Source organism: Hoeflea algicola (genome assembly GCF_026619415.1).
Taxonomy (GTDB): domain Bacteria; phylum Pseudomonadota; class Alphaproteobacteria; order Rhizobiales; family Rhizobiaceae; genus Hoeflea; species Hoeflea algicola.
Map to the genome: position 1 here is coordinate 571,118 of NZ_JAOVZR010000001.1, position 26,342 is coordinate 597,459.

General features: G+C 60.0%; 29 protein-coding genes. 15 read left to right on the top strand and 14 right to left on the bottom strand.

All coding sequences use genetic code 11. The features are described 5' to 3' along the window. Positions 1 to 28 precede the first annotated feature (28 nt). Positions 29 to 640 carry a Tim44 domain-containing protein gene (locus OEG84_RS02875; protein WP_267652336.1) on the top strand — a complete coding sequence of 204 codons (612 nt, stop codon included), beginning with the start codon at positions 29 to 31 and terminating at the stop codon, positions 638 to 640. 64 nt (positions 641 to 704) lie between these two features. Here OEG84_RS02875 and OEG84_RS02880 read toward each other — a convergent pair whose 3' ends face one another. From OEG84_RS02880 to OEG84_RS02895, 4 genes are all read right to left on the bottom strand, one after another. Continuing rightward, complete coding sequence (locus OEG84_RS02880) at positions 705 to 1,571, bottom strand: LysR family transcriptional regulator (RefSeq protein WP_267652337.1); 867 nt, start codon at positions 1,569 to 1,571, stop codon at positions 705 to 707. Positions 1,572 to 1,812: 241 nt separating this feature from the next. Then, positions 1,813 to 1,977 (bottom strand): hypothetical protein, encoded by a 165-nt coding sequence (locus OEG84_RS02885; protein WP_267652338.1) that lies wholly within the window; start codon positions 1,975 to 1,977, stop codon positions 1,813 to 1,815. After that, positions 1,974 to 3,116 carry a YeeE/YedE family protein gene (locus OEG84_RS02890; RefSeq protein WP_267652339.1) on the bottom strand — a complete coding sequence of 381 codons (1,143 nt, stop codon included), beginning with the start codon at positions 3,114 to 3,116 and terminating at the stop codon, positions 1,974 to 1,976. Before OEG84_RS02890 ends, OEG84_RS02885 begins: the two co-directional genes overlap by 4 nt. Continuing rightward, positions 3,116 to 4,042 (bottom strand): sulfurtransferase, encoded by a 927-nt coding sequence (locus OEG84_RS02895; protein WP_267652340.1) that lies wholly within the window; start codon positions 4,040 to 4,042, stop codon positions 3,116 to 3,118. The genes OEG84_RS02890 and OEG84_RS02895 overlap by 1 nt, the downstream gene beginning before the upstream one ends. Before the next feature lie 426 nt (positions 4,043 to 4,468). Here OEG84_RS02895 and OEG84_RS02900 point away from each other — a divergent pair, with 426 nt between their 5' ends. Continuing rightward, positions 4,469 to 4,723, top strand: a complete 255-nt coding sequence (locus tag OEG84_RS02900) for a DUF2164 domain-containing protein (RefSeq protein ID WP_267652341.1) — start codon at positions 4,469 to 4,471, stop codon at positions 4,721 to 4,723. Positions 4,724 to 5,003: 280 nt separating this feature from the next. Here OEG84_RS02900 and OEG84_RS02905 read toward each other — a convergent pair whose 3' ends face one another. Together OEG84_RS02905 and OEG84_RS02910 are read right to left on the bottom strand one after the other, a co-directional pair. Further along, positions 5,004 to 5,192, bottom strand: a complete 189-nt coding sequence (locus OEG84_RS02905) for a hypothetical protein (RefSeq protein ID WP_267652342.1) — start codon at positions 5,190 to 5,192, stop codon at positions 5,004 to 5,006. 255 nt (positions 5,193 to 5,447) lie between these two features. After that, on the bottom strand, positions 5,448 to 5,969 hold the full coding sequence (locus OEG84_RS02910) for a transposase (protein ID WP_267652343.1): 522 nt from the start codon (positions 5,967 to 5,969) through the stop codon (positions 5,448 to 5,450). Between the two features lie 654 nt (positions 5,970 to 6,623). Here OEG84_RS02910 and OEG84_RS02915 point away from each other — a divergent pair. The 4 genes from OEG84_RS02915 to OEG84_RS25440 all read left to right on the top strand — a co-directional run bounded on the left by OEG84_RS02915 (position 6,624) and on the right by OEG84_RS25440 (position 10,106). Further along, positions 6,624 to 8,024: an L-serine ammonia-lyase gene (locus OEG84_RS02915; protein WP_267652344.1), complete on the top strand. Its 1,401-nt coding sequence runs from the start codon at positions 6,624 to 6,626 to the stop codon at positions 8,022 to 8,024. Between the two features lie 88 nt (positions 8,025 to 8,112). Then, a complete protein-coding gene (locus OEG84_RS02920; protein WP_267652345.1) occupies positions 8,113 to 8,550 on the top strand; it encodes a DUF1489 family protein in 438 nt (145 codons plus the stop codon). Positions 8,551 to 8,646: 96 nt separating this feature from the next. Beyond that, positions 8,647 to 9,414 (top strand): VWA domain-containing protein, encoded by a 768-nt coding sequence (locus tag OEG84_RS02925; RefSeq protein ID WP_267652346.1) that lies wholly within the window; start codon positions 8,647 to 8,649, stop codon positions 9,412 to 9,414. Beyond that, positions 9,411 to 10,106, top strand: coding sequence for a DnaJ domain-containing protein (locus tag OEG84_RS25440; protein WP_425602816.1), 696 nt, complete (start codon positions 9,411 to 9,413; stop codon positions 10,104 to 10,106). The genes OEG84_RS02925 and OEG84_RS25440 overlap by 4 nt, the downstream gene beginning before the upstream one ends. 82 nt (positions 10,107 to 10,188) lie before the next feature. On the opposite strand, the gene OEG84_RS02940 is transcribed toward OEG84_RS25440, so the two are convergent. Beyond that, on the bottom strand, positions 10,189 to 11,577 hold the full coding sequence (locus tag OEG84_RS02940; protein ID WP_425602888.1) for a serine hydrolase: 1,389 nt from the start codon (positions 11,575 to 11,577) through the stop codon (positions 10,189 to 10,191). 293 nt (positions 11,578 to 11,870) lie between these two features. Between OEG84_RS02940 and OEG84_RS02945 the strand changes: the two genes are divergently transcribed. The 5 genes from OEG84_RS02945 to OEG84_RS02965 all read left to right on the top strand — a co-directional run bounded on the left by OEG84_RS02945 (position 11,871) and on the right by OEG84_RS02965 (position 16,623). Then, entirely contained in the window at positions 11,871 to 12,200 is a 330-nt protein-coding gene (locus OEG84_RS02945) for a phasin family protein (RefSeq protein ID WP_267652347.1), read from the top strand. A gap of 222 nt (positions 12,201 to 12,422) precedes the next feature. After that, positions 12,423 to 12,791 carry an ATP-dependent Clp protease adapter ClpS gene (clpS, locus tag OEG84_RS02950; protein WP_267652348.1) on the top strand — a complete coding sequence of 123 codons (369 nt, stop codon included), beginning with the start codon at positions 12,423 to 12,425 and terminating at the stop codon, positions 12,789 to 12,791. A 10-nt stretch (positions 12,792 to 12,801) separates the two neighbouring features. Beyond that, complete coding sequence (gene clpA / locus OEG84_RS02955) at positions 12,802 to 15,339, top strand: ATP-dependent Clp protease ATP-binding subunit ClpA (protein ID WP_267652349.1); 2,538 nt, start codon at positions 12,802 to 12,804, stop codon at positions 15,337 to 15,339. 205 nt (positions 15,340 to 15,544) lie between these two features. Next, on the top strand, positions 15,545 to 16,273 hold the full coding sequence (locus tag OEG84_RS02960; protein WP_267652350.1) for an AzlC family ABC transporter permease: 729 nt from the start codon (positions 15,545 to 15,547) through the stop codon (positions 16,271 to 16,273). Then, on the top strand, positions 16,270 to 16,623 hold the full coding sequence (locus tag OEG84_RS02965) for an AzlD domain-containing protein (RefSeq protein ID WP_267652351.1): 354 nt from the start codon (positions 16,270 to 16,272) through the stop codon (positions 16,621 to 16,623). The genes OEG84_RS02960 and OEG84_RS02965 overlap by 4 nt, the downstream gene beginning before the upstream one ends. Before the next feature lie 26 nt (positions 16,624 to 16,649). Here OEG84_RS02965 and OEG84_RS02970 read toward each other — a convergent pair whose 3' ends face one another. Together OEG84_RS02970 and OEG84_RS02975 are read right to left on the bottom strand one after the other, a co-directional pair. After that, a complete protein-coding gene (locus OEG84_RS02970; RefSeq protein ID WP_267652352.1) occupies positions 16,650 to 17,195 on the bottom strand; it encodes a hypothetical protein in 546 nt (181 codons plus the stop codon). Positions 17,196 to 17,300: 105 nt separating this feature from the next. Further along, a complete protein-coding gene (locus OEG84_RS02975; RefSeq protein ID WP_267652353.1) occupies positions 17,301 to 17,627 on the bottom strand; it encodes a DUF1330 domain-containing protein in 327 nt (108 codons plus the stop codon). 172 nt (positions 17,628 to 17,799) lie between these two features. On the opposite strand from OEG84_RS02975, the gene OEG84_RS02980 reads away from it, so the two are divergent. Next, positions 17,800 to 18,492, top strand: coding sequence for a winged helix-turn-helix transcriptional regulator (locus OEG84_RS02980; RefSeq protein ID WP_267652354.1), 693 nt, complete (start codon positions 17,800 to 17,802; stop codon positions 18,490 to 18,492). A gap of 72 nt (positions 18,493 to 18,564) precedes the next feature. Here the strand turns inward: OEG84_RS02980 and OEG84_RS02985 are convergent, their stop codons facing one another. Next, positions 18,565 to 18,993: an HIT family protein gene (locus OEG84_RS02985; protein ID WP_267652355.1), complete on the bottom strand. Its 429-nt coding sequence runs from the start codon at positions 18,991 to 18,993 to the stop codon at positions 18,565 to 18,567. Between the two features lie 295 nt (positions 18,994 to 19,288). Between OEG84_RS02985 and OEG84_RS02990 the strand changes: the two genes are divergently transcribed. Beyond that, positions 19,289 to 20,650: an amidase gene (locus tag OEG84_RS02990; RefSeq protein WP_267652356.1), complete on the top strand. Its 1,362-nt coding sequence runs from the start codon at positions 19,289 to 19,291 to the stop codon at positions 20,648 to 20,650. Positions 20,651 to 20,794: 144 nt separating this feature from the next. On the opposite strand, the gene OEG84_RS02995 is transcribed toward OEG84_RS02990, so the two are convergent. The 3 genes from OEG84_RS02995 to OEG84_RS03005 all read right to left on the bottom strand — a co-directional run bounded on the left by OEG84_RS02995 (position 20,795) and on the right by OEG84_RS03005 (position 23,306). Beyond that, positions 20,795 to 21,967: a GNAT family N-acetyltransferase gene (locus OEG84_RS02995; protein ID WP_267656067.1), complete on the bottom strand. Its 1,173-nt coding sequence runs from the start codon at positions 21,965 to 21,967 to the stop codon at positions 20,795 to 20,797. Between the two features lie 122 nt (positions 21,968 to 22,089). Continuing rightward, positions 22,090 to 22,827, bottom strand: coding sequence for a glycerophosphodiester phosphodiesterase (locus tag OEG84_RS03000; RefSeq protein ID WP_267652357.1), 738 nt, complete (start codon positions 22,825 to 22,827; stop codon positions 22,090 to 22,092). An 11-nt stretch (positions 22,828 to 22,838) separates the two neighbouring features. Next, positions 22,839 to 23,306, bottom strand: a complete 468-nt coding sequence (locus OEG84_RS03005; protein ID WP_267652358.1) for a RidA family protein — start codon at positions 23,304 to 23,306, stop codon at positions 22,839 to 22,841. Between the two features lie 143 nt (positions 23,307 to 23,449). Between OEG84_RS03005 and OEG84_RS03010 the strand changes: the two genes are divergently transcribed. After that, positions 23,450 to 24,268 carry a cell envelope integrity EipB family protein gene (locus OEG84_RS03010; RefSeq protein WP_267652359.1) on the top strand — a complete coding sequence of 273 codons (819 nt, stop codon included), beginning with the start codon at positions 23,450 to 23,452 and terminating at the stop codon, positions 24,266 to 24,268. A 317-nt stretch (positions 24,269 to 24,585) separates the two neighbouring features. Beyond that, positions 24,586 to 25,902, top strand: coding sequence for an Hsp70 family protein (locus OEG84_RS03015; RefSeq protein WP_267652360.1), 1,317 nt, complete (start codon positions 24,586 to 24,588; stop codon positions 25,900 to 25,902). Between the two features lie 78 nt (positions 25,903 to 25,980). Here the strand turns inward: OEG84_RS03015 and OEG84_RS03020 are convergent, their stop codons facing one another. Further along, a complete protein-coding gene (locus tag OEG84_RS03020; RefSeq protein WP_267652361.1) occupies positions 25,981 to 26,322 on the bottom strand; it encodes a hypothetical protein in 342 nt (113 codons plus the stop codon). Between the last annotated feature and the right edge of the window lie 20 nt (positions 26,323 to 26,342).

The following is a 26,342-nucleotide window of genomic DNA, read 5'->3' on the forward strand; positions in this document are numbered from 1 at the left end:
TCGACCGGGGATCGATTGGAGAAACGCCATGAGCGAAACTGCGGAAAATGGAATCAGTCTCTGGCCGATCATTGTCTTTGCAATCTACTGGACCTACCTGATTGTCACCTACGAGCAGCGAAAGGGGGATTGGTTCAAGGCCTTCTTCGACTCGCGCGCGCCGACGCCCGAGGCGGCTGCAGCACGGGAACACATCGCCAATTCGACGACTACAGCCCCCAAAGCGCCGGACGACTTCGACGAGAGTGCCTTTCTGACGGAGGCAGCAAAGGCCTATGAGCGCATTGTGACCAACTATGGCGCCGGGAACACAACCGAACTGACCGGGCTTGTTTCCACCGATGTTCTTGACGTGTTTTCGTTGCATATCGAAGCCAGCAGGGCGCGCGGCGAACAACCTTCCCTTGAAATCGTCACGCTTGTCGACATGCGGATTGTCGCAAAAGACATGGATGGCGCGCGGCCCGAATTCAAGGTCCGGTTCGAAGCGGAGATCCGTGTCGGCGAGCCGGATGCCGGGCTCGATCATCCCCCGCATCATCGGTCGCAGTTGTTGATTGCGGTTGATATCTGGACATTCCAGAGGAAAAATACCGGCTCTGACCAAACCTGGGTCGTGGTTGAGACCGACGCGGGCTGAATGGAAGCCGCGTCAGCGGCCCTTCCGCGAATATGGATTTCTTGGCCTGAGGAATTGCCCGACCCTAAAGTGCGGCGCCTGAGTGTTCGTGCCCGTTGTTTGCGATGGCATGTAGCCCGGCCAGCGCTGCGTCGGCAATACTTCTGTCGGCATTGACGGATTGCACTGCATAGACCGGATAGGAAAACATCGGCATTTCCGGAACAAGGTGAAGATCGCCAGCGGCGACATGGGGCTGCAGCGAGCTTAACCGGAAATAGCCGGATCCGCCGACCGAGAGGATGTAGTTGAGCGCAAGAGGGCCGAGGTCCATTTGGATATCAGGCGTGATGTCCGGAAAATTCATTTCATGCTGAAGCGAAAAATCTGGCCCCCAATCCATGTAGATATAGTCGGAGTTGTCCGGAAATCGTCGTTGCGGATCTGTCGTCGCGAATACCAGCTTTTCTTCCATCAGCAGCTCGATTTTAAGACCCGGCAGATGTTGAGGTGCATACATGATCGCCAAATCGATCTCGCCCGATGCGACCTGTGTGATCATGTCCTTGGGCACATCGACGCGAACCCGAAGCGCGATGTCGGCAAGCGACTCGCGGATCCACTCAACCCAGTTGAGCAGTAGCGGTTGAGCCAGGCTGACCTCACTGCCCACCGTGAGGACTGCGCGGCGGCCCGGAGGCACCGCAACCTGATGCAGCGTGCGCTGCCATAACTGGATAAACATCGGCGCATGGTGGAGAAACTGCTGGCCAGCCGGCGTGAGCGTTGCGCCACCCTTGTGGCGAATGAACAGGTCGCGCCCCAGCAACTGTTCGAGCGTGCGGATGCGGGCGCTCACGGTTGTCTGCGCAACATTCAGACGTTCTGACGCCTTGAGGAAGCTCCCGCTCGAAACGATGGCAATAAAGGTCTTGGCGAGTTCGATGTTCATCGATCATACCGCAGGAAAAAGGGCTCGGATGTTAATCGATAACATGTGTAGCCCGGCTTGCGGCGCCATCAGACCCAGAAAGTTAGGACCCGCTTGAGGCTGAATGCCGCACCTGCTGGCCGCGAGCCTTCACCGTGCTGCTATAACAGACCCGCGCGCGCTCCATCATATCGGCGGCGCTGGTAACTGGCCGGGCAAAAGCCCGCCCAGGAATTGCTGTGACTCACCGCAGCGTTCGGGGTCAGTTCGGCAATGCGGCGCAGAATCCACCGCTCGGGGCAACGCCCGAACCGAAGGCCAGAAGCGGTGGCTGGGCATAGGGGTTGGGTTGGGCCGCCGACAGGTCAAATCCGATCAGCAGCGCGACCAGGATCATTGCGGCCGTGGCTGTAACTTTCCGGGTCATGCGCGCGTCTCCAGTCCCAGCCGTGGGCGCAACCCGACGCCGACCCACGACCCTGCGAAACCCGCTGCAAACCAGACCCAGCCATGCAGGCTGCCGGTCGAAATGCCCGAGAAGAACGCGCCCACATTGCAGCCGAAGGCGAGGCGTGAAGAGTAACCAAGCAGCAAGCCGGCGATCACAGTGGCAATCCAGGCGCGTGCGGGTAATTTCTGTAACGGCGCCGCCAATCCACCTTCGCGCCAGGTGGCGACGACGAAGGCCCCTGCGATCAGTCCGATATTGGTCAACGAAGTATAGTCGGTGAGAATGCTCTCGCCCAACCGCGCGGCATTGCCCGGTGCTGACCAGAATCCCGAACCGCTCAGATCTGCGCCTGTGGCAACCGCGCCCTTGGCGACCCAAAGGCCGAGCCCGTAAACCACGCCCCAAGGCTGGCCGGCCACCAGCAGGTTGCCGATGGCAAGCGCGGCGATGATCAGCGCCGCCGCGACATAGCGTCCGGGCAGCTTGCGGGTTCCAGGTGCAGCGCGCCACAGCAAAAGCCCTGCCACGGCGGCCAGAAGCGCCAGCGTGATGGCGAGCCCCTGACCACCCCTGAGGACGATGATCGGGAGGCTGCCAAGATCGGTCCACCACACCAGATTATAAGCGCCGAAGAAGCTTCCGACGGCAAAGAACGGCAAAGCCACAAGGCCCACCGGATTGCCGCTGCCGGCATTGACCAGCGTGCCTGATCCGCAGCCCAGCACAACCTGCATCGCAGCGCCAAACACGAAGGCGCCGCCGATCATCGCCCAGCCGATCGGCGCCTCGGCGCCAATCAGTTCGCCGGAATGGTTTTGCAAAAGCGGAATGGCCACGACTGCAACAAGTCCGATGGCCAGCAGTTGCGCGAGGATGCCCGCCGGGTCACGGCGCAGGATCATCGCCCGCCAAGGGCCTGCAAAGCCGAAACGCAGGCCTTCAAGCGCGATGCCGAAGCCAAGCCCGATCATCAGCATCAGTCCGAACCGCGCCCCGGCCAAAGCGGCCACGGAGATGATAAAAATCAGCGCGCCGATCAACAGCGTGCTGCGCCGAAGCGCCTGGCCCCGAAACCGGGGGCCAGGCGTGATCGTTTGCTCAACGGTCGTTGACATCAGTTCCCCATGACTTTGCGAAGAAGGGTCTGAAACAGGCCGGGAACATTGGCCATTTCATGGTCGGTCTTGGAATAGCCGACCATCGATTCCGGGTAGAGCTTTACATTCGGCAGCCCGGCAAGTTCGGACATGGCAAACCAGTCAGTGGCGGCCCAGTGTCCGGTGTTGCAGAAGGAGACAATTTCTTCGTCCGGCTTCAGGCTAAGCGTCGCAGCGATCGAGGCCGCATCCTTTGCATCGACAATTTTGGTGCCACCCTTGAACCAGGTTGAATGCACCACGTTGGCCGCGCCAGGTAGCGTTCCGGGACGGGCGGCGGCATCATGGGCCTTCTCGCCATGGAAGAATGACGCCGGACGCGCATCGATCAACGAGCCCTTGGTCTGACCTTCAACGACCGAGGCGACCTCGTCGGTATCGGCAAGCCATTGCCGTGAGAATGTGATGTCGATGGTCGACGGGGTAGGGATCACTGTGGTGGTGTCGAGCGGCAACTTTGCCTTGCCCCATTCGGTCATGCCGCCATTGAGGATGGCAAGCTGGGTCAGGCCCGAGGATTTCAACGTCCAGTAGACCCGGGCGGCAGCGCCGAAGTCGGAATCGGTGTTGCCCTCATGCACGACAACGATGGGCCGGTCATAGCTGACACCAAGGCTTTGCAGCCGGGCTTCCAGCTTGGCTTCCGGCACCAATTGTCCCGGATTGTCCTTCGGCCCGCGGAAATCACCATAAGGCGCCGATACCGCGCCCGGGATATGACCCTTTGCATATGCCTCGCCACGGATGTCGAGGATCAGCGGCGCATTGGTCGTCAGTTCGGTGTTGAGGGTTGCAGGATCGATCAGTGGGCCGAACTTTTGTGCGGCGGAAACAGCAGAGCTGAAGCTGACTGCGACCAGTGCAGCGATTGCGAAAATCTTCATGAGGGCACCTTTGGATAAGTATTTAACATCTATGTCAGGCGGCAATTGGCGGGTGTCAAGCAAGGGGAAGCTGCCAGGCGGATGCCGTTAAGGATATGGAATCCACCCCGTCCCCGATCGGCAAAACAGAATTGGGGTCAATATCGGTTGAGCAGGAGAGAATTGGCGCGAAAGAAGCATCTGGGAGAACTTTGTGTTTATTTCACGCGCGCATCCGTGATGATGGGTCAGGGCCGCAAGCATTGGTGGCATCCCCGTTCACAAATAGAAGATGCTCGCGAAATCGTTTGAACATCGGTGCGGTTCATCAACGCGCATTGTGCAAACCCATAGTGGCCATCACAAATTGAAGGCCTGTCCATAAAAGCTGAGCGAATTCATTACCCCCCGAAACGCCAAGACCCCTGCTCAAGCGAAGGGACAACGATGAAACCGATCAAATTCAGACGCGAAAAAACCAAGGCCGTGGTGGGAGAAATTCAGGACTATTTCTGCGAGGAACCGGATCAGGATATTGGGTCGATCCCGGCCGAGATGCTGATGAGGTTCTTCACCGAAAGGATGGGCGCGTATTTTTACAATCGAAGCCTGTATGACATACAGGAGCTGCTCCGCGCGCGGATGGATAGCGTCCGCGACGACGTGTTCACGCTGGACCAGCCGACCAAGCATTTGCGCTAATGCAGGTCGCGCTCAAGTCAATTCATTTGAGTGCGACCTGCATTGATAGGGCCTATTTCCACTGGTCACTGTCCAGAATACTCATATTCTGAGGGGAATATTAGTTTCGGAAACTGAGTCCCCGGCGGGCGCATTCAGTCACAATTGACTGGAAGCAGGCACTATGTTCGGCCTTTGTCAGGTCGTAACGGCTCTTGAAGTCTGCCATATTCCCGCCAACTTGATAGCTACATTTTTCACGTTTAGTAGCGCCCGCGTAGTGCGAAAATCCACCCTTGGTTCAATTCAGCGATACATCCTCGCCGTTCTGACCGTCATGCCATCCCACCTTGTTGCACCATGCACCACCTTGAATGCTTTGCAGGATTTCAGTCGTCCAGCAGGGGCAAACACCGCCCGCGGCCTGCCCCGTCGCAGGCAACAGCGTGGACGCCATGAACACTGTCGCCAATACCAAATTGAGTTTCATTGTCTGGTTGTTCCTTTTTGGTCGCATCGAGGCTGCAGAACAATAAGCCGACATCCCCCAGATAGTGTTCTTCGTAGCATGACAGTGGCATGGACCGCTTCCTTTTTGCTAATTTCCTTTCTGTTTGGCGTGGCTTGCTCCAGCTCTTGGCCTGATAGGTGAAGTTGGCATAATGGCGATCCACGGAGGTTGATGGGCGGCCAGGGCGATGTTTGAGAAGATGTGCAATGCGCCGCTCCAGAACCTTGTTGGCTCTCAGGCGGATTGCCTAGCCAAACTGATTGGCTTCCAGATAGTCGAACAACTCAGGGATGGCGAATGCCGCATCGCCTCGTGGGCATTGCGCCACAGGCCAGACCAACGGTAGCGCTTTACGACTGGATCAAGCACCGCTTGCCAATTGTGCGCACTGTGAACGTTGCCAGGACGCAAGGCACAATGCTCAAGGTCACCATGCTGATTGAAGACGAACAGCGGATGATAACCACGACAACCAAAATGGCCGTTATAAGCCGATGCTTCCTGCTCTCCGGGCACAGGGCTTTCGGAGCTATCAATATCAAGGATCAGGTTTGGCGATTTACGCAATCGTTGAATCCTGCCCAACCACTTGCCGTTGAGATTTGAAAGCGCAGTCAGGTTCTTACCGCTGGGGAGTGTGCCTGTCTCGAAACGCCCCATCTGACTTTCGGAAGCTGCTGGCCGGTCAAAGTCTTCCCTTCCCGTGATTGCCCGCATCACAGGATCACGGGCGTGCGGCATCATTGACATCTTCATATCCGGCGATACCCCCAAACACAGTTTGTCGGAACATCGCGAGCAGTTGGTGACGGGAGTTCTTGCCGGTGCGGTTATCGCGCAATTGCCATGACGCCATCGGGGATAGGCGGGTTAACTGCGCATTTACCTTTGTGGTTGAACTGTGTGTGCCGGATCGGGACAGATTCGCAAGGTTTTCCGGCAAGTCCTTGATTTGCCGTCAAGCCATGTGCAGACCGGGTAGCTGCTATGAAGTCTTGGCCTTGGAATCGCCTTTTTTGCAGTTGCGAAAAGATGACTGAAACGTTAAACACCCGGCTCTGCGCTGAGCGAATCTTAACGGATGTCGCGGCCCGAAATGAAGACCTCAACCGGAGTCACCATGGAAGAGATCGCACACAAATCCTGCTGGGGCATCACCGCCCGTGCAGTGATCGGATTTTCAGGAATTCTCGCACTGGCCTACCTTTTCGGCGGCATCTGAGCGACAGATTGCACAGACAAGGCAGCGCATGACCCCAAGGGCGTCGGCGCTGCTTTTTCTTTGCCTTCAGGAAATATTTGACCGGTTGGACAAAGTGTCGCCAGAACGGCATTTGCTGTCGGCGTGATTGACGCGCGAGCGCGCGGTGCTCATGTAGAGTGAATGTTCAGCGGGGAGGCTACCAGCCGATGTTTCTGTCAGTTTTCGATGTCTTCAAGATCGGTGTCGGTCCCTCAAGTTCGCACACCATGGGGCCGATGTCGGCGGCCGTTCGGTTTCTTGATGAAATCGCCGGTTCCGACTGGCCGCGTCCGGCGGGCGCCCAGGTGTCGGCGATCGCCGTCAGTCTGCATGGTTCGCTGGCTTTTACCGGCATTGGCCACGGTACCGGCCGCGCGGTGGTGCTGGGGCTGACCGGGCAATTGCCGGACACGGTCAATCCCGACGAGATGGACGCCATCGTTGCCGAGGTTGAGCGCACACGGGAAATCTCGCCGCCCGGCCATCCGCACTATCAGTTCGATCCCAAGACCGATCTCGTGTTCGACAAGACAAAACCCTTGCCCGGACATGCCAACGGCATGGCTTTCAATGCCTTTGATCGCGACGGCGCGATGCTGCTCAGACGGGTCTATTATTCGGTTGGCGGTGGTTTTGTCGTCACCGATACCGAACTGGAAGCACTCAAGTCCGCCAAGAAGGCAGCGGTCGACAAGTCCGTGCCCCATCCCTTCGCCAACGCCAAGCAGATGCTGGAAATGGCGGCGCGCTCCGGCCTGTCGATCGCCCAGATGAAACGCGCCAATGAAGAAAGCCACATGTCGCGCGAAGAGCTCGATGCCGGGCTCGACCGGCTGTGGGGAGCGATGAGCGGCTGCATCGACCGCGGTCTGAACGGCGAGGGCATCATGCCGGGCGGGCTGAAGGTGCGCCGCCGCGCGCGGGTGCTGTTTGACAAGTTGCAGGAGGAATGGCGCCAGAACCGTCGCAACCCGTTGCTCGCCAATGACTGGCTCAGTGTCTACGCCATGGCCGTCAACGAGGAAAACGCGGTTGGCGGCCGGGTGGTAACCGCCCCCACCAATGGCGCTGCCGGGGTGATTCCCGCCACCATTCGCTACATGCTGCAGTTTCACGACGGCGCCGACCAGACCGCGGTGCGCGATTACCTGCTGACCGCCGCCGCCATCGGCGGCATCATCAAGAGCAACGCCTCGATTTCCGGTGCCGAAGTCGGCTGCCAGGGCGAGGTCGGCTCGGCAGCGGCGATGTCGGCCGCCGGTCTCGCCGCGGTCATGGGCGGAACGCCTGAACAGATTGAAAACGCAGCCGAAATCGCGCTCGAGCATCATCTCGGCATGACCTGCGATCCGGTCGGAGGGCTGGTTCAGGTGCCCTGCATCGAGCGCAACGCGCTGGGTGCGGTCAAGGCCGTTACCGCAGCCTCCTTGGCGATGAAGGGTGATGGCCAGCATTTCGTGCCGCTCGATGCCTGTATCGAAACCATGCGCCAGACTGGCCTCGACATGAACGTGCGCTACAAGGAGACCTCCACAGGCGGTCTTGCGGTCAATGTGGTCGAGTGCTGAGACAGATCAGCACAGCGCCTGTGGACGGGCGCGGCTTTGATGCGCTTGCAGCTTGACCCTGGCTCTGCCGGGGTCGAAATATGAGGCTATGGCTCTTCATTTGCTCAAATTGTGTGTCGGCGCTGAAAGCGTTGACGATCTCAGGATCTGGATTGGCCAGCGTCTGGCCGCGCAAAAGGCGGCAGGCAAGCCGCCGGAGCAGTATCACACCACCCGAATGGTTCCCAAGCGCGCGGCTGAGCTGCTTGACGGCGGTTCTCTCTATTGGGTGATCAAGGGAAATATCCAGGTCCGTCAGTGCCTGCTCGACATCCGCCCGTTTGTTGACGGTGAGGGCATATCGCGCTGCAACCTTATTCTTGATCCAGTGCTGCACGAGACCGCATGGGCGCCGCGTCGGCCGTTCCAGGGCTGGCGTTATCTCGTCCCCGATGATGCGCCCAGGGATTTCGGTACGCTGGACGCGGACGGCGACGAACTGCCACCCGAACTGCAGCGGGAGCTTGCCGGGCTCGGTCTGCTGTAGCCCAGCGGCCAGCCGGAAGCTCCCAGACCCTTGTGTTTGTTGCGCAAAGCGCCACATTGGTAAAACAATATCTGCACAGCAAAGAAACAAGAGGCCATGGCGAAAGACAAGACCGGAACAGACAAGACGGTTTCGACGGCAAACACCGGCGTGCCCGATACCGCGCCGGTTTCATCAAAATCCGAGATCGCCAAATTCCTTTCCGCTGCCAGGACCATGGTGCCCGGCACTGGCGGAACCGGTCGGTTGGCCTTCGCGCTCGATGCGACGATGAGCCGGCAACCGACCTGGGACAAGGCCTGCAGTCTGCAAGCAGAAATGTTCGATGCCGTCGGCAAGACCGGCGGCCTTTCCGTCCAACTCGTCTATTTTCGCGGTCTTGGCGAATGTCGTGCCTCGCGCTGGGTTGCTGACACGAGGCAACTGGCTGATCTGATGAGCCGGATCGATTGCCGCGGTGGCCAGACCCAGATCGGACGGGTTTTGCGCCATGTCGCCGACGAGGCTCGCGCCAAGCCGGTCAATGCTCTGGTCTATATCGGTGATGCGATGGAGGAGAACATTGATCATCTCGCCACGCTGGCTGGCGAATTGGCACTGCGCAAGGTCCCGTGCTTCATGTTCCATGAGGGCAATGATCCAGCTGCCGCGACCGGTTTCCGGGAGATTGCCCGGGTCACCAACGGCGCCTATGCCCGGTTCGATCAGAACGCAGCTTCCGAACTGGCGGCGTTGTTGCGCGCGGTTGCCGCGTACGCCACCGGTGGACGGGTCGCGCTCGAAAAATCAGGTGGCTCGGCAGCGCGGTTGCTGCTCGGGCAGATGCGGCCAGCCAAGGGCCAGCAGGGCGGGCGCGGCAAATGACTCCAATTGCGGTTTTGTTCGGCGGGGCGCTGATCCTCGTCGCGGTGACTGGCGCTCTGCTGAGCGTCAACCCGGCGGCGCTGGCGCGGATCTTGCGCTATGCCCTGCCGGTGGCCCTTGCGGGCTTCGGCGTCACCATGACGCTGATTGGTCGCGGTGGTCTGGGAATTCCGCTGATTGCGTTCTCGCTGGCGATGTTTGCTCGCGCCCGTGGGGCGTCGCGAGCGACCCGTCATCCCGGCGGTCAGTCCTATGTCCGTTCAGCCGCGCTCGAGATGGAACTCGATCTCGATACCGGCGAGATGAACGGCCTGGTGCTTGCCGGCAGCTTTGAGGGGCAGGAACTCGACGCGTTAGACGAATCCGACCTCATGCTGTTGCATGGTGAGTTGGTAGGTGACCCCGAAAGCCTGGGTCTACTCGAAGCGTATCTTGACCGCCGAACGCCCGACTGGCGTGCCGGCCCGGACATGGATGAAGGCGCGGGGCTGGGCGCTGCGCCAGGCCCGGGCGCCATGACACAGAAGGAGGCCTACGAGATCCTTGGTCTTGCTCCGGGGGCGGACGAAGCCGAGATCCGCGAGGCGCATCGCCGCCTCATGAAGCGGATGCATCCCGATGCGGGCGGCTCCACGTTTCTTGCGGGCCGGATTAATGAGGCCAAAGCTGTTCTCTTGAGTCGACATGACTGATTTCCCCGAATACGCAGTACAAAAACGTGGATAGTCCCGGATGGTGAATGTCCGGCCGCAGCGCTAAACAAGCGCTACGGTATCAGTTGGCGGTTGCCCAGCAGGCAAACCCCTTTTTCTCCAATGCCTTGCAGGCTCTGGTGGCGGCGCTCTGGCCGTCGAATCCGCCAAACCTGGCGCGGTACAGTTGTTCGTTGTTCTTGGCGAATGCCATGGTGAAAGGTTCGGTGCCCGACAAGGCCTTGCCGCCTGCGCCCTGAGCCCGTGTCAACAGTTCGATCGCGGCATCGCGGTCCGGCGTGGCGCCGATTTGGATCATCCAGCCGTTCATCGCCTTGGTTGACGCGGTTGTTACCGGATCGATCGCTTGGCTGTCGACAGAGGCTGTCTGCGGGATGGCTGCCGGTGGAATGACGGCTGGTGCAGGTGTGGGAATCGCCACCTTCTGCGCAGAGAGTGATTCAATCAGGGCGGCGCGACCGATTACCGGCGACGCGCTCGGCTCGGCATAGGCCAATGCCAGACGCTGGCTAGCGGTGTGGCGAGCCGGCGGCACTGGTCCAACCTTGGGAAGATCGAGTTCAGCCACGGCGACCGCGGTCACCGACGCCGCACCACGGGCGATAAGGTTGCCCCCGCCGCGCGTCGAAGCCTTGGGCAGGTAACGTGCGATCAGGTCTTTCATCTGGGCGTTGCGGCTAGCGCCGGTGCGCCCGCCCATCACCACGGCGACGATCGAGCGGTCGCGGTCTACCACCGATGTTACCAGGTTGAAGCCTGATGCGCGGGTGTAGCCGGTCTTGATGCCGTCGACGCCGCGGACGACGCCCAGCAAACGATTGTGGTTGGCGTAACGCGCCTTGCCGAACTTGAACGACCGGGTCGAGAAGTATTTGTAATACCTCGGAAAATGCTCGCGCAGTGCAATCCCCAGCTTGGCCATATCACGGGCGGTCGTCACCTGTTTCGAATTGGGAAGCCCATGGGCGTTGCGAAAGGTGGTGCGGCTCATGCCGAGCGCGTGCGCCTTGGCTGTCATCATCTGCGCAAATTTGGCTTCCGAACCGCCCAGATGCTCGCCCATCGCGGTTGCCGCGTCATTGGCGGATTTTGTTACCAGCGAATAGATTACCTGTTCGACGGTAATCGACTTGCCGGCACCGACACCGATCTTGGTTGGCGGTTCCTTGGCAGCGTTGGCCGAGAAGGTGACGCGCGAATTGAGCTTGATCTTGCCCTGATCGAGCGCCTCAAACGTCATGTACAAGGTCATCATCTTGGTCAGCGAGGCGGGATAGCGCAGCTCGTCGGCATCATTGGAATAGAGCGTCTTGCCGGTCTTGGCGTCAACGACAATCCCCGCATATTTGGAATTTGCGGCGGATGGCGTGACGACCAGAGCCGTCGCCAACCCGGCAACGATCGCCAGCTTGAGGGCGAGGCCGGGGAGGGCGAAAAGCTGGGTGATCAGTTTGAATTTACGCTGGTACACGATAACTCGCTCTCGAACAGGCAGGTGGATGGGTTTCTGACTGACGCCCTCCTTGATCAGTCATTGCGACCGATCTTAGACATTCGTCCTTACCAATCCGTTTATGATGAATAGTTCGTTTCCGCGGGTGCGTTTGATTCTGAGACGGCGACGCGCGAGCAGAGGGCCGTGCATCTTGCAATTGGTGCGCTGCACAATATTCTTGACATTCTTGTGCGGTGCATATAAATAAATAGGAGAAACATTCTTTCCGAACGACAGGAGCCGTCGCCATGATGAATTTTGACAGCACATCCAATATGAACAAAGAAGCTATGGACAGCATGCTGACCACCGTATCGGCAATGACCAAGGGCTTTCAGCAGATCACTGCCGAAGCAACCGAATTCTCCAAGAAGTCCTATGAAGACGGCTCTGCCGCTGTCGAGAAGCTGGTTTCGGCCAAGAGCCTCGACAAGGCGATCGAGATTCAGACCGATTTCGCCAAGAATTCCTACGAGACCTTTGTCGCCCAGGCGACCAAGATGAGCGAGCTCTACGCTGATCTGGCCAAGGAAGCCTACAAGCCTTTCGAAGCCGCTGCCGCCAAGGCAACTGCTTAATCCCGATTGGCCATCCGCCGGTGACGGTGGTTGCGCGAATTGACGTGGATTGATTTAACCCGGTCGCATATTAGTGCGGTCGGGTTTTTCGTGTTTGAGCCTCAGGCGGGAAATCTCTTTCTTCCCAAGCCAAGGGGGCTTAAAATCGGCGCAGGAAAGATTAAGTTAGGGCAAGAGTACGGTGCGTCGCATGAGCGAAGCGCTGGTTGCAAATGACAGGACATGGCCAGAGTGAACGACAGCGCGAACCGGACACGCTTGCAAGCGGACAAGAAAACCGGAAACGGCGGCCCCGACAGGGGGACCTCCGTGATCACCCGGACCAAGCCCCAGGTAAAGAAGCCGTCTCTTTACCGGGTTTTGCTGCTTAATGACGACTACACCCCGATGGAGTTCGTGATTCATGTGCTTGAGAGATTTTTCCAGAAAGACCGCGATCAGGCCACGCGGATCATGCTGCATGTGCATAATCACGGGGTCGGCGAGTGCGGAGTGTTCACCTACGAAGTGGCTGAAACCAAAGTGACACAGGTGATGGATTTTGCCCGCATGAATAATCATCCGCTGCAATGCGTGATGGAAAAGAAATGAGGATCTGAACTTGCCCAGCTTTTCAAACAGTCTCGAAAAGGCGATCCATCAGGCGCTGACCTATGCCAACGAGCGGCATCATGAATATGCCACGCTCGAGCACCTGCTGCTGGCGCTGATCGAAGATCCCGACGCGGCCGCGGTCATGGGGGCCTGTAACGTCGATCTTGACCAGTTGCGCCGTACTGTCGGCGATTATGTCGACAAGGAACTTGGCAACCTGGTCACCGGTTACGATGAGGATTCCAAACCCACGTCCGGCTTTCAGCGCGTCATTCAGCGTGCCGTCATCCATGTCCAGTCATCGGGCCGTGAGGAAGTCACCGGCGCCAATGTGCTGGTGGCGATCTTCGCCGAGCGCGAGAGCCATGCGGCCTATTTCCTGCAGGAGCAGGAAATGACCCGTTATGACGCGGTCAACTTCATCTCCCACGGTATTGCCAAGCGCCCGGGATCGGCCGAAGCCCGTCCTGTCCGTGGGGTCGAGGAACCCGAACCTGATTCCGCCAAGCCCGAAGTGCAGGGCGAGGAAGGCACCAAGAAAAAGGGCCAGGACGCGCTGACCGCCTATTGCGTCAATCTCAACGAGAAGGCCAAAACCGGTCGCATCGATCCGTTGATCGGGCGCACCGAGGAGGTCAACCGCACCATCCAGATCCTCTGCCGCCGTTCCAAGAACAACCCGCTTTACGTGGGCGACCCCGGCGTCGGCAAGACTGCCATCGCCGAAGGCCTCGCCAAGCGCATCGTCGAGGGTGATGTCCCCGATGTGCTCGCCGATGCCGTCATCTATTCGCTCGACATGGGCACATTGTTGGCCGGTACCCGCTACCGCGGCGATTTCGAGGAACGTCTCAAGCAGGTGGTCAAGGAACTTGAGGATCTGCCTGACGCGGTGCTGTTCATCGACGAGATCCACACCGTGATCGGCGCCGGTGCCACATCCGGCGGCGCCATGGACGCATCCAACCTGCTCAAGCCGGCGCTGTCGTCCGGCGCGATCCGCTGTATCGGTTCGACCACCTACAAGGAATACCGTCAGTTCTTCGAGAAGGACCGGGCACTGGTCCGCCGTTTCCAGAAGATCGACGTCCACGAGCCAACGATCCCCGATACCATCGAGATCCTCAAGGGGTTAAAACCCTATTTCGAGGAATATCACAAGGTTGCCTATACCGACGAGGCGATCAAGGCTGCAGTGGAGCTTTCGGCGCGCTACATCACCGACCGCAAGCTGCCTGACAAGGCGATCGACGTGATCGACGAAACCGGTGCCGCGCAGATGTTGCTGCCTGAAAAGAGCCGCAAGAAAACGCTGACCGACGCCGAAATCGAACACACCATCGCCACCATGGCCCGGATTCCGGCCAAGACCGTGTCGAAGGACGACGAGACCGTTCTCGCCAATCTCGACAAGGAATTGCGCTCGGTGGTCTATGGTCAGGACGCCGCAATCGAGGCGCTGACGGCGGCAATCCGGCTGGCGCGTGCAGGCTTGCGCGAACCCGACAAGCCAATCGGCTCCTATCTGTTCTCCGGCCCCACCGGCGTCGGCAAGACCGAAGTTGCAAAGCAGTTGGCCGCCTCGCTTGGCGTCGAATTGTTGCGCTTCGATATGTCCGAATACATGGAACGCCACACCGTCTCGCGGTTGATTGGTGCGCCTCCGGGCTATGTCGGCTTCGATCAGGGCGGCCTTCTGACCGATGGCGTCGACCAGCACCCCTATTGTGTGCTGCTTCTCGACGAGATCGAGAAAGCCCATCCCGACCTGTTCAACATCCTGTTGCAGGTCATGGATCACGGCTCGCTCACCGATCACAACGGCAAGAAGATCGATTTCCGCAACGTCATTCTGATCATGACCACCAATGCGGGCGCGGCAGATGCTGCCAAGTCCGCCATCGGTTTCGGCTCGTCCAAGCGCGAAGGCGACGACATGGAAGCGATCAACCGGCTGTTCACGCCGGAATTCCGCAACCGTCTCGACTCGATCATCGCCTTCGGTTCGCTGCCGGCCAAGGTGGTGCACATGGTGGTGCAGAAATTCGTCATGCAGCTTGAAGCCCAACTGGCCGAACGCAATGTCACCTTTGATTTGGGCGGGGATGCCATCGGCTGGCTCGCCGAGAAGGGCTATGATGAACGCATGGGTGCGCGGCCTTTGGGCCGGGTGATCCAGGAGAACATCAAGAAGGAACTCGCCAACGAGCTTCTGTTCGGCAAGCTCAAGCATGGCGGCACGGTCAAGGTCACCGTTGGCGAAAAAGCCGATGGCAGCAACGGACTGATCCTCGAGGCGATCCCGGCCGAAGTCCCGGTCAAGCCGAAGAAGGAAAAGGTTCCCGCCAAGAAGCGGGCGCCGGCCAAGGCCAAAGCCAAGACCGCAACTGCAAAAACCGTCTCCAAACCGCGTGGTGGTGCAGGCGGCAAGGGCAGCCCCAAGCCGTCGCCCGAGCCAGAAGCGCCCAAGGCGGCCGCAGTGGCGGAAAAACCAGCTCCGAAACGGTCGACTTCTGCGGTGCCGAAAGTGCCGCGCAAGAAATAGGCTGAAACAGCATTGCCAATAATCAGACACCCCGGTTCGCGCCGGGGTGTTTGCGTTTGACCGGCCAGCGCGGCCTCGGATCGGGGCAGGGCCTTGCGCCAGCGGAGGCACGTTGTGCTACCAAGCGACACCCAAGCCCTCGCTTCGACCGTTCGTCAGGCAAAAAACAAGTTGCGGTGCGGTACAAAATCTCTAACAGGGATGCATGAGCAATCCGTCCCAGCTGCGTAACGTTCATTGGTTTTTGAGCGGCGCGCGTGGCATCGTCTCTCTTCCCGCGCTGATCCTGATGAGCGCCTTCGTCGGCTTTTGCGGCTTCGCGGTGGAGGCAGGCATTCCGTTTGGCGAAACCGTGTTCATGACCGGCATGATCTGGGCCTTGCCGGCCAAGGTGCTGCTGGTTGGCTCGATTCTCGCTGGCGCTTCGCTGCCCGCCGCCTTCATCACCGTGGCATTGTCGTCGATACGGCTGATGCCGATGGTCGCGGCCCTGATCCCTGAGATACGCACGGCAAAGACCCCGACCTGGCTGTTGCTGTTGCTGTCGCATTTCATCGCGATTACGGCCTACGTCTTCACCATGGAGCGCATCAAGAATGTGCCGCGCGAGTACCGTGTGGCGTTTTTCGCGGGTTTCGGCATCACCGTCACATCGGCCAATATCGTGCTGGTTGCGGTGGTTTATTCAACAGTCTCCAACCTGCCGGCAATGTTCGCCGGGGCGTTGTTCTTCCTCACGCCGGTCTATTTCCTGACCTCGATCTGGGCCTCGACCCGCGAGCGGGCAGGGCACATCGCCATGATCTTCGGATTGGCGCTAGGGCCACTGTTCCACCAGGTCGCGCCCGAATTTGACATCCTCTATGCCGGCGTTGTTGGCGGCACGCTGGCATTTCTGGCTGACCTGTTGTGGAAGCGGGGCGCGCGATCATGATCACCTACGAGAGCTTTGATGCCTGGTGGTGGCCCTATCTGTTCATTCTCATCGCCGGCTGGATCGCCACCGATATCTGGCGCTGGCTCGGGGTGTTGATTGGCAACCGTCTCAAACAGGAATCGGCAGCGCTGGTCTGGGTCCGCGCCGTTGCTACCGCGCTGGTTGCCGCTGTCATTGCCAAACTGATCCTGTATCCCACCGGCGAACTCAAGAACGTGTCGGTGGCGCTGCGGCTGTTTGCCGTGGCGATCGGCTTTTCCGCCTTCCTGATTGGCGGAAAAAGGATCTGGATCGGTATTGTCGTTGCCGTCGGCGTGCTGATCGGCGGGCAATTGCTGTCCGGATAAGCGGCCGCGATGCGCGGATTTTGGTGCTATTTGTCGAACCGCTGCGCCACCCAGGAATAGCTTCCGGTGACGAAATGCACCGGCTCTGTGATCAATGATTTGACGCTTGCGGTTTCTGGCAGCACGTCCTGAACCCGCTGCAACACCCGTGCGGTAAGCCCCGGATGCGGTTCTGCCGCAGCAAGCGGCGCATCAACCGCCTGTTCGGTGGTTTCGGGCGTGGCGGCTAGTGCCGGTTCCGTCATCGTGATCTCCGGCGAAGTTGCGGCAATCACCGGTTCGGGCACATCGGCCGGCGGCACCGGAACCCCGTCTGTGGCGGCGACGGGCTCGGCGGCAGGCTCGCCACCCTCGTCAGCGGCCAGTTCGGCAAGGCCGGTATCGTCGGCTGATTGGCACACGGCGACCACCACCGGATAATCGAGGTTGGAATAATCCTTGAGCCGGTTTCCCGCTTCCGCATCGCAGGTCTGGATGGTGGCCCAGCGTCGGTCCAGCATTTCGACATAGTGGCACTGGGTGGCGGTGTCGTCACAGCCGAGAATGGTCATGAGAATCAGGGCGGTCTGCATATCGGCCTCGCATGGGTTCGGGTTTCCCGCTCATGACCCGACAATGTCGCAAAACCAAGGCAGTACCGCGCGGAACCGGTTTCGTCGGCCCCACGCAGGTCGTGTTCAACCGGCCGGCAAATAGGAAATCGTACCGGCGATGTCGGTGTCGTCGATCAGGTGGAAATTGCTCACACTTCCAGCCTGCCGTGCCCTGCCATAGGGCGCGTAGTCGGGATCTTGGGCAAAGTCGTCGACAGCTTGACGATTTGGAAATTCCAGCAGCGCAATCAGAGTACTGTCCTTGTCGGCCCCCTCCAAGGTCTCGATATTGCCGCTGCGCGAGAGATACTTGCCGCCGTGTTTTTCGACAAGCCTGTGCACATTGGCCGCATATTCACCCACCCATCCATCATCGGTAACCTTGATGTCGGCGATCAGAAAGACGCTCATGATGTTCTCCATTCGGTTTGGGACCGCGAAAATCAGCTTCTCGGGTCTGCCGGTCAAACCTGCCGCAACCGCCGCACATCATTCCAGTCGCAAGTCTGAAGCGCCTGGTACAGTTTCTGAACTGGTTCGCGGGCAAGCACTGCCGTAAGCTTGCCGGCGATTGGAGACAAACATGGCACAGGCTAGCTACAAGCAATTCTGTCCGGTCGCGATGGCGTCGGAAGTGCTCTGCACTCGCTGGACATTGATCCTTGTGCGCGAACTGGTGGCCGGAACCACCCGCTTCAACGATCTACGCCGGGGCGTGCCGAAGATGTCACCCGCGCTGCTGTCGACGTGGTTGAAGGAACTAGAACTGTCAGGTGTGGTCGAGCGTCGGCCACTCCACACGGAGAAGGGTGTTTTCGAATACCATCTCACCGCAGCGGGAAAGGATTTGCTGCCGGTGATCGAGGCGGTCGGCAAATGGGGGCAGAAATGGGTGGAATCGTCGCTTTCGCTCAGAAATCTCGATCCGTCGCTGCTGATGTGGGACATGCGCCGCAATCTCAATCCGACGCCACTTCCGCCGCACCGCACCGTAGTTCAGTTTCTGTATTCCGATCTGCCATCCTCCAAAAGTCATTGGTGGCTGGTGATCGAGCCTGAAGGCGAGGTCGATCTGTGCTGGGCCGATCCCGGCTTCGAGATCGATCTTTACGTCACCACCGACCTGCGAACCATGACCGCGATCTGGATGGGGGTGAGCACACTGGCAAGCGCGCGCGACAGCGTGGAACTGCTCGGGGCGACCGACATCGTCTCGACCATGCAGACCTGGCTCGGACTCAGCCCCTTCGCCAAACACAAGAAGCTGGTTGCCTGAGGGTATCAACGTTTGATCGCCCGCGTTATCGGCATGCCCTCATGAACAGGCCCCGAAACACTGACGTCTTGTTCAGCCGAGCGCGGCGCGGATCTTGTCGGCATTGGTCTTGAGCACGGCCATGTCTTCCATCGCCCCGGTATGGGGCTTCAGAGCCACGCCCTCAAAGCGCGGAATCACATGCACATGCAGGTGAAACACCACCTGGCCGCCGGCGCTCTCGTTGAACTGCTGGATGGTCACGCCATCGGCAGCAAATGCCTTCATCACCGCTCGCGCCATCTTTTGCGTGGTTTCCATCACTTTGGCCAGGCTGTCAGTTTCGACATCGAAGATATTGCGGGCAGCGGCTTTCGGGATCACCAGGCAATGGCCTTCGCCGCGCGGCATGATGTCCATGATCACCAGCGTGTGGGCGTCTTCATAGAGTCGCTCGGAAGGGATCTCGCCGCGCAGGATCTTCGCAAATACATTGGCGTTGTCATAGCTGGGGGCGGTCATCGGCTTGGCCTCTGGTTGATGGTCGGATGACCTTGTTTGTACCCTGCCGGGACCAACGGTCAAGCCGCCGACAGCGCATGGCAGGTTCATAGTGATTGACATGCACGATGACGTCCATCGGCCCGTTTGAGGTGCGACAGCGACACCCACCACCAACCAGAGCTGGTGGTCAGCCACCCTTGCGGCCCTTGCTGTAGTGGCCTTGGCCGAGTGAAATTACCGCTCCAAATTGACGCATATCTGTCGTCGATTGATATGCTAGATCTGGATTGCAAACACACACAGGAAGCCTGCCATGTCCAGCATCGAAGATCTCTCGTCAAAATCCGCAGCCGAGATCGGCCGCGCGCTTGCCGCTCGAAGAGGCGGGGCCCAGGAACTGGCTGAGCTTTGTCTTGACCGGATCGCCGCACAGGCCTCACCGGTCTTCCTAAAGGCAACAGCCGAGCGGGCGATGACTGAAGCGCGTGGGGCCGATGCACGGTTGGCTGCTGGGCGGCCGCTGTCACCGCTCGATGGCGTGCCCGTGGCCTGGAAGGATCTCATCGACATGGCTGGCGAAACCACTACCGCCGGCTCCGCAGTGATGGCAAGTGCAGCGCCTGCGTCGCGCGATGCCCGCGTGGTTCATAATCTGACGGCCGTCGGCATGGTCAATCTGGGGCGGCTCAACATGACCGAATTCGCCTATTCGGGCTTGGGTTTGAACCCGCATCACGGCACGCCGGTCAATCCGCGCGGCACGGGCGAACCGCGCGTTCCCGGCGGCTCGTCGTCGGGCTCTGGCGTGGCCGTCGCATCGGGCATGAGCCCTTGCGCCATCGGTACCGACACCGGCGGATCTGTGCGGGTACCTGCGGCGTTCAATGGCATCACCGGCTACATGAGCTCCCAGGGGCTCGTGCCCAAGGATGGCGTCTTTCCGCTGTCGGCAACGCTCGATACAGTCGGCCCACTCGGCCGCTCGGTTGAAGATTGCGCTCTGATCGCCGCGGCGATGCTGGGCCGTGATATCGTCACGCCGAAGCCGATGGAGGTTTCCGCTCTAAGACTCTACGTGCCCGAAACCATCGTGCTCGATGATCTCGAGCCCGAAATCGCCGCTGCCTTCGAGGTCGCGGTCGAGGCTCTGGCACGCGCCGGTGCGCAGATTGAGCGTGGGCCGTTCGCGCCCTTTGCAAAAATGACCGCGCTCAGTGCCAGCCATGGCTCGATCGCCGCGGCGGAAGCCTATCTTGTTCACCGCGAACTTGTCGACGGCCCACAGGTGAGCCGCATCGACGAGCGCGTGGTTGACCGCATCATGCCCGGAAAACAGATGCTGGCGCACGACCTCCTGTCGCTGCAGAACGGTCGTGCGGCGTTGCAGCGCGAAACCGCCGATCTGCTTGATGGCCGCATGTTGATCATGCCGACCGTGGCCCATGTTGCGCCGCGGATTGCCCCGCTGGAAGCCGACAAGGCGCTGTTTCACAAGGTCAATTTGAAAACGCTGCGCAACACGATGATCGGCAACCTGCTCAATCTGCCGGGCGTGGCGATGCCCTGCGGAAGTGGAGAGGACGATATGCCTGTCAGCTTGCTGCTTTCCAGCATCGGCGGTGATGACAAAAGGCTACTCAGGGCTGTTTCAAGCGTCGAACGGATTATTGCCTGAGGATCGTTCGGCGGAATACCCGTCGCCCGCATTTGGCACGTTGCCGTAACCGGCCGATCACGCACGCCCAATGGGCTACGACTGAATGGAAACGGACGCGGGCCCGCGGTTGCCTACCAGGTCGCCGCGGGCAAGGGCAGGGCGCTATTCGCCTTCTGAGCCTGCTTCCGTACCGCCTTTGCGGAACGGTCCATGTTCGGCCAGCACCGCGCCGATATGGGCAACGTCCTCGCGTTCGCGCGCCAGATAGTCGGCCACCGCGCGCCTGAGCCCGGGATGGTCAATGTAATGGGCAGAATGGGTGGTCGCCGGCAGATAACCGCGCGCGAGTTTGTGTTCGCCCTGGGCGCCGGCCTCGACCCGCTTCAGGCCCTTGGCGATGGCGAAATCGATTGCCTGATGGTAGCACACCTCGAAGTGCAGGAACGGGTGATCCTCGACGCAGCCCCAGTGCCGGCCATAGAGACAATCGCCACCGATGAAGTTGATCGCGCCGGCGATATAGCGCCCTTCACGCTTGCCCATTATCAGCAGCACATCTTCGGCCATGCGCTCGCCGATCAGCGAGAAGAACGGCCGTGTTAGATAGGGCCGCCCCCATTTGCGATTGCCGGTGTCGATGTAGAATTCATAAAAGACATCCCACACGCTTTCGCTCAGATCGGCGCCACTGAGCCACTCGATCTCGATGCCGCCCTCAAGTGCGCTGCGGCGTTCCTTCCTCAACTGCTTGCGTTTGCGCGACGCTAGCGTGGCGAGAAAATCCTCGTAACTGCCATAGCCCTCATTGTGGAAATGGAACTGCTGATCGGTGCGATGCAGGTAGCCCTCGGCCTCGAATGCCGCCAGTTCCGCCTCCGGCACGAAGGTCGCATGCGCTGACGACAACCCCAACTGGGTGCACAGGGATCTCCCGCCGGCGGCCAGCGCGCGGCGCCCCGATTCCGCACCCGGGCCCGGCCTCACCAACAGCCTCGGCCCGGTCGCCGGTGTGAAGGGTGCTGCGAATTGGAGCTTCGGATAATAGTTCCCGCCGGCCCGCTGAAAGGCGTCGGCCCACGCATGGTCGAACACATATTCGCCCATCGAATGGCTCTTGATATAGGCTGGCATCGCCCCCTGCAGATCACCCTCCGGGCCGCGCAGAACAATGTGCCTTGGCAGCCAGCCGGTCTCCGCCGATACCGAACCTGATTCTTCAAGTGAAGACAAAAAAGCGTGACTTACGAAAGGGTTATAGGGAATTCCGGATTCAGCTTCAGAACCCCTTGATGCGCCACCTAAACGGCTCCACTCATCTGCGGTGACCGCATGCATGCCGTCGATGGTGGTAAGCGTGTGCGCATTCTCTTCAGTGCTCATGGGACTCCGATCCACCCTTGCCTGGCATCCGCAACGGGGTGGTCCTTAACGTATGAACTGACAGCAAATTGACAAGGTCAGTCTTCTTCAAGCTCGTCCGGATCAAACCCCTCGAAGGTCATCTGGTCGGCATACTTGTGGGTCAGCTCGACGGCATTGGTGTTGCGCACCGTCCAGGTAATGATCGGCACGCCCTGCGCCCGTTGCGCCTCGATGAAGCTGTTGGGCAGGTGATGCACGCAATAGGAGATGAAGTTCAGCCCCAATTGCATCGCTTCTTCATGCACGAAGGCGGTTTCGGGTTTGACCCCTTCCGCAGTCAGGCCAAGCGGGCAGGTGGCGCCGGCCGCCTTGAGATCACGCAACAATGCGTGATCGAAGCTCATCAGCGCCACCCGTCCGTCATAGCCTTCGAGACACTCGACCACCGCGTCGGCCAGGCCCTCGTCGTCGCCAGGCCGAGCCTTCAGCTCGATTACCAGCGGCACCTGGCCGTCCACCTGCTTGAGCAGATCTGGCAGCGACGGGATCCGGTCGGCGGTGCCGCCGATGGAGAGTTGCGCCAGTTCCTTCGATGTCTTTGCCCGCACGTCGCCCCGCAACCCGCACAGCCGTTCGAGGTCGTCATCATGAAACACCACCGGCACGCCATCGGTGGCGATATGCACGTCGCACTCGATCGCGTAGCCACCCTCGATCGCCCGCGCAAAGGCGCTCCTGGTGTTTTCCCAGATGGTCTGGTTCATGTCGTGATAGCCGCGATGGGCGATCGGCCGGGAGATCAGCCAGAGAAGGTCGGTGTGTTCGGATTCCATGGGGTTGCCTCTTATCGGATCTCGATGATGGCATCGACCTCGACCGCCGCATTGAGCGGCAGGCTGGCGGTGCCGACGGCAGCGCGGGCGTGCTTGCCTGCGTCACCAAGGATCTCGGCAATCAGGTTCGAGGCGCCGTTGATCACCAGGTGCTGATCGGTAAATGAGGGTTCGGAGGCGACAAAACCACCGAGCTTGACCACCCGCACGATCCGATCGAGATCGCCGCCAAGTGCGGCTTTGGCCTGTGCCAGGATGTTGATCGCGCACAGTTCCGCAGCCTTTTCGGCCGTTGCCACGTCGAGATCACGGCCCAAGAGCCCGGTGGCGGTCAGCGCGCCGTTCTTGAGCGGCAGTTGCCCCGAGACGAACAGCAGCGATCCACTGATTACGTAAGGCAGGTAATTGGCAGCCGGTGCGGCGGCCTCCGGCAGCACAATGTTGCGGGCGTCGAGGCGGGATTGAATGCTGTCGGTCATGGTAGGCTCCATCTAGCTAATTTGGCTATTGATCGGACATGCGGGGGTTTTCGGCCGGAATCACCGGATCAACGAAGTTCCGCCTCGCTTTTGCCGTGACTGGTCTTATAACATCGCCACAGGATTCGACAGGAGAAAACCTGATGCGCTTGCTTGTTACCGCGTCACTCGCAGCCCTTGCGATTGCGCCCGCCACCACTGCCGCCCAGGCCGGGGCGGCGACGCTTGCCGCCCACCGTGCGGTCTATGATCTGTCGCTCAAGGATGCGTCCGAGCGATCTGGTATCTCCAACATGGTCGGCCGCATGGTCTATGAGTTCAATGGCTCGGCCTGCGAGGGCTACACCGTGAGTTTTCGCTTTGTCACCGAGATAGCCACCGCCGATGATTCGCGCGTGACCGATCAGCAGACCACGACGTTTGAGGATATCCGTGACCGCAGCTTCCGCTTTGTCACCCGCTCCTATGTCAATCAGCAGCTCGACCGCGAAATTCGCGGCGCCGCCGAGGCCAAGGGCGAGGGCCTGGCGGTAACGCTGGAAGAGCCCGACAAGGTGGCGCTCGACATCCCCGAGGCGCTTTTTCCTACCGAACACATGATCGAAATGATCGATCATGCCAAGAATGGTGAACGGTTTTATGAATCGCGTATCTATGACGGCTCCGACGAGGGCGACAAGGCGATGATCACCACCACCGTGCTGGGTGAAAAGCAAACGCCCGAGAGCGGCGACGCGGAAGCCAAGAAGGCAGGTGCCTTCGCCGATGAAGCGTTCTGGCCGGTATCGATGTCCTATTTCGAGGAACAGGCCCAGGGCGATGGTCTGCCTGTCTATTCGATCGCTTTCAAGCTTTACGAGAATGGCGTCACCCGCGACCTGACCATGGATTACGGCGATTTCGTGCTGGAAGGCCAACTGGCGCAGCTTGATATGTACGACCCGGCGCCGTGCAAGGAATAGCCGGACCGGGCTGCTCCAAATAGCGACCGATAGTGCGCCTGCGGGTCACAGTCAGGGATTTGCCGGCCGAAGCCAGGCCTCGTGCGGGCATCAGCCGCAGTGAACCGGTTGTTTGCGTGATGACGCTGGAACATGTGGGCCCTGTTTCCGTATTTGTGATCGCCAAAGCGTCTTGATGATCCCCGATTGGTTTTGCGATCCAACCGCTGCCGGGTGGACGGCGTTGCCTCGCTGTGGCATGAGGCCCGCTCTTTGGTGTCCGCTTCGCGGTGCCACACGACCTCATATCAACCGCAAGACAGAATGGAGCATCAGCTGTGGCGAATGCGCTTGGGCTCGATTTTGGCACGACGAACACTGTGCTGGCGCAACGGGCCCAGGGGGAGGAGACAGCGTCAATTCGGTTCGACTCTCCCGCCGGCTCCAGCGACACCATGCGCACCGCGCTCTCCTTCATCAAGGATCCGCAACTTGGCGCCAGCGCCTTGCAGGTAGAAGCCGGTTCCTCCGCCATCAGCACCTTCATCGATAATCCCGGCGAGTGCCGCTTCCTGCAGTCGATCAAGACCTTTGCGGCGTCCCCTTTGTTTCAGGGCACACTGGTGCATGCGCGCCGGTTTCAGTTCGAGGACCTGATGGAGGTCTTCCTCAAACGGCTGGAAAACTATGCAGGCGATAACTGGCCATCTCCGGTCAGCCGCATCGTCACCGGACGCCCGGTGCATTTTGCCGGCGCCAATCCGGATGCAGATCTGGCCATTCGCCGCTACAGCGAAGCTCTCGGACGCTTGGGTTTTCCGGAGCTCCATTATGTCTACGAGCCGGTGGCCGCGGCCTTTTACTTCGCGCAAAATCTGACGCACGACGCCACCGTGCTGGTGGCTGATTTCGGCGGCGGCACCAGCGATTTCTCGCTGATCCGGTTCGAGACCAAAGCCGGTCGCGTCAGCGCCATTCCGGTCGGTCAGTCCGGCGTCGGCGTGGCTGGCGACCAGTTCGATGCCCGCATGATCGATCATCTGGTCGCGCCTGAAATTGGAAAAGGCAGCCAGTTCAAGAGCTTCGGCAAGAGGCTGGATGTGCCGGGAAATTACTACCGCAATTTCTCGCGCTGGAACCAGCTGTCGATCTTCAAGACCACCAAGGAATATGCTGACCTCAAGGCGCTGGTCCGCCAGGCGGTGGAACCGGACAAGCTCGAACTGTTCATCGATCTGATCGAGCATGACGAGGGCTACCAGCTGCACCAGGCGGTATCGGCAACCAAGATGGCGCTGTCGGGCGCAGAGGAGGCCGAATTCGAGTTTTCGCCGCTGGGCGCGGCCGGCCGAAAGATTGTGAGACGGCAGGATTTCGAAACCTGGATCGAGGCCGATCTGGCAGCCATCACCGCAGCGCTCGACGATGTCCTGGAAAAGACCGGCACCGCTGCCGGCGCCGTCGACAAGGTCTTTCTTACCGGTGGCACTTCATTCGTCCCGGCGGTCCGAAACATCTTTGCAGAGCGCTTTGCCGCCGACTGCATTGAGACCGGCGGCGAACTGATCTCGATCGCCCATGGACTGGCGCTGATCGGCGAACGCGACGACATCGAACAATGGACGGTTCCCGTGGTCACACCCGTACCGGCGTGATGGGCGTGCATTCTGCCGCCGCGCCCGGGTACCGCTATCCGGTCCGCAGGCTGGAAACCCGCCAGGCTGTGTGAGGGTCTAATTGACGATGGTGATGTCGCCGCGCAAGAGAGCCTCGTACGAGTCGATGGCGCAGGCCTTGCGCACATCGTCTTCGCGCCCTTGGGGTTCTGCGCTGCACTGTGCGGCACAGATCTTGTCGGCAGCCTTGGCTGCTTCCTTGTATTCCTGCCGACCGGGACTAACCCGTGAATCATCAAAGCCATGTGTCTTGCCATCGACGCAGGCCGCATAGCACACGACGTGCGGCTGACATCTGGCGTCGCCTGGCTGATACTCGGCCTGGGCGGCGGCGGTCAGCAGTATGGCCGATGTGAACAGGCCACAAACCAGGGCGGTTGATAGTTTCGGATCTCGCATGGTCGGTAGTCCCTAAATCA

Coding starts and splice junctions, on each gene's coding strand:
- OEG84_RS02960 (WP_267652350.1), top strand. CDS start 15,545: ATGAGCAATCCGTCCCAGCTGCGTAACGTTCATTGGTTTTTGAGCGGC.
- OEG84_RS02905 (WP_267652342.1), bottom strand. CDS start 5,192: ATGAAACTCAATTTGGTATTGGCGACAGTGTTCATGGCGTCCACGCTG.
- OEG84_RS02920 (WP_267652345.1), top strand. CDS start 8,113: ATGGCTCTTCATTTGCTCAAATTGTGTGTCGGCGCTGAAAGCGTTGAC.
- OEG84_RS02915 (WP_267652344.1), top strand. CDS start 6,624: ATGTTTCTGTCAGTTTTCGATGTCTTCAAGATCGGTGTCGGTCCCTCA.
- OEG84_RS02970 (WP_267652352.1), bottom strand. CDS start 17,195: ATGCAGACCGCCCTGATTCTCATGACCATTCTCGGCTGTGACGACACC.
- OEG84_RS02880 (WP_267652337.1), bottom strand. CDS start 1,571: ATGAACATCGAACTCGCCAAGACCTTTATTGCCATCGTTTCGAGCGGG.
- OEG84_RS02965 (WP_267652351.1), top strand. CDS start 16,270: ATGATCACCTACGAGAGCTTTGATGCCTGGTGGTGGCCCTATCTGTTC.
- OEG84_RS02980 (WP_267652354.1), top strand. CDS start 17,800: ATGGCACAGGCTAGCTACAAGCAATTCTGTCCGGTCGCGATGGCGTCG.
- clpS (WP_267652348.1), top strand. CDS start 12,423: ATGGCCAGAGTGAACGACAGCGCGAACCGGACACGCTTGCAAGCGGAC.
- OEG84_RS25440 (WP_425602816.1), top strand. CDS start 9,411: ATGACTCCAATTGCGGTTTTGTTCGGCGGGGCGCTGATCCTCGTCGCG.
- OEG84_RS03000 (WP_267652357.1), bottom strand. CDS start 22,827: ATGGAATCCGAACACACCGACCTTCTCTGGCTGATCTCCCGGCCGATC.
- OEG84_RS03020 (WP_267652361.1), bottom strand. CDS start 26,322: ATGCGAGATCCGAAACTATCAACCGCCCTGGTTTGTGGCCTGTTCACA.
- OEG84_RS02890 (WP_267652339.1), bottom strand. CDS start 3,116: ATGTCAACGACCGTTGAGCAAACGATCACGCCTGGCCCCCGGTTTCGG.
- OEG84_RS02900 (WP_267652341.1), top strand. CDS start 4,469: ATGAAACCGATCAAATTCAGACGCGAAAAAACCAAGGCCGTGGTGGGA.
- OEG84_RS03010 (WP_267652359.1), top strand. CDS start 23,450: ATGCGCTTGCTTGTTACCGCGTCACTCGCAGCCCTTGCGATTGCGCCC.
- OEG84_RS02985 (WP_267652355.1), bottom strand. CDS start 18,993: ATGACCGCCCCCAGCTATGACAACGCCAATGTATTTGCGAAGATCCTG.
- OEG84_RS02995 (WP_267656067.1), bottom strand. CDS start 21,967: ATGCATGCGGTCACCGCAGATGAGTGGAGCCGTTTAGGTGGCGCATCA.
- OEG84_RS02875 (WP_267652336.1), top strand. CDS start 29: ATGAGCGAAACTGCGGAAAATGGAATCAGTCTCTGGCCGATCATTGTC.
- OEG84_RS02945 (WP_267652347.1), top strand. CDS start 11,871: ATGATGAATTTTGACAGCACATCCAATATGAACAAAGAAGCTATGGAC.
- OEG84_RS03005 (WP_267652358.1), bottom strand. CDS start 23,306: ATGACCGACAGCATTCAATCCCGCCTCGACGCCCGCAACATTGTGCTG.
- OEG84_RS02975 (WP_267652353.1), bottom strand. CDS start 17,627: ATGAGCGTCTTTCTGATCGCCGACATCAAGGTTACCGATGATGGATGG.
- OEG84_RS02895 (WP_267652340.1), bottom strand. CDS start 4,042: ATGAAGATTTTCGCAATCGCTGCACTGGTCGCAGTCAGCTTCAGCTCT.
- OEG84_RS02925 (WP_267652346.1), top strand. CDS start 8,647: ATGGCGAAAGACAAGACCGGAACAGACAAGACGGTTTCGACGGCAAAC.
- OEG84_RS02885 (WP_267652338.1), bottom strand. CDS start 1,977: ATGACCCGGAAAGTTACAGCCACGGCCGCAATGATCCTGGTCGCGCTG.
- OEG84_RS02990 (WP_267652356.1), top strand. CDS start 19,289: ATGTCCAGCATCGAAGATCTCTCGTCAAAATCCGCAGCCGAGATCGGC.
- OEG84_RS02910 (WP_267652343.1), bottom strand. CDS start 5,969: ATGAAGATGTCAATGATGCCGCACGCCCGTGATCCTGTGATGCGGGCA.